This window comes from Bartonella sp. MR168JLCBS, assembly GCF_042194175.1.
The window spans coordinates 1-626 of record NZ_JBHIMP010000492.1; the positions used below are offsets into that span (position 1 = coordinate 1).

Below are 626 nucleotides of genomic sequence, written 5' to 3' on the forward strand. Positions count from 1 at the left end.
GCTGAACGTATGGCGCACGCTCATTTTATTTTATCCCGTGCTGGTGCCTCATCCGTTTGTGAGATAGCTGTGATTGGACGTCCTGCTTTGCTTATTCCATATCCCTATGCTTTGGATCATGATCAGGCAGCGAATGCAGCACTGCTTGCTCGTGTGGGAGGTGCTCAAATTGTATCAGAAAAAGATTTAACTGCGCAAAGACTTGCTTCTTTCTTAACACAAGCTTGTTGTGCACCGCACTTATTGGAAAAACAAGCGCTTGCTGCAAAAAAAGTTGGGCAACCTTATGCAACTCGTCGCCTTGCTGATATGGCTGAAGCGTTGATTGCGGGGCGGTCGCTGTCAGATGTAAGAGAGGAGTTTTTTGATGAAAATGCCGTTTAATATAGGCCTTATCCATTTTGTTGGAGTCGGCGGGATTGGCATGAGTGGAATTGCGGAGGTTTTGCATAATCTTGGCTATAAAGTTCAAGGATCTGATCACGTTGATAGTGCAAATGTTGAACGTTTACGGGGAAAAGGAATTAACATTCAGATAGGTCATCATGCTGAAAATTTAGGGGATGCAGAGGTTGTTGTTCTTTCTACTGCTATTAAAAAAACAAATCCTGAATATATTGCTGCGA

At 43.5% G+C, this 626-nt stretch carries 2 protein-coding genes; both read left to right on the forward strand.

The window, feature by feature from the left end:
- On the forward strand, positions 1-384 hold a 384-nt coding region (locus tag ACFIK8_RS12190; RefSeq protein WP_375669582.1), incomplete at its 5' end, for a glycosyltransferase.
- Positions 368-626, forward strand: a 259-nt coding sequence (locus ACFIK8_RS12195) for a Mur ligase domain-containing protein (protein ID WP_375669583.1), incomplete at its 3' end; no start/stop codon positions are given. The genes ACFIK8_RS12190 and ACFIK8_RS12195, both read left to right, overlap by 17 nt.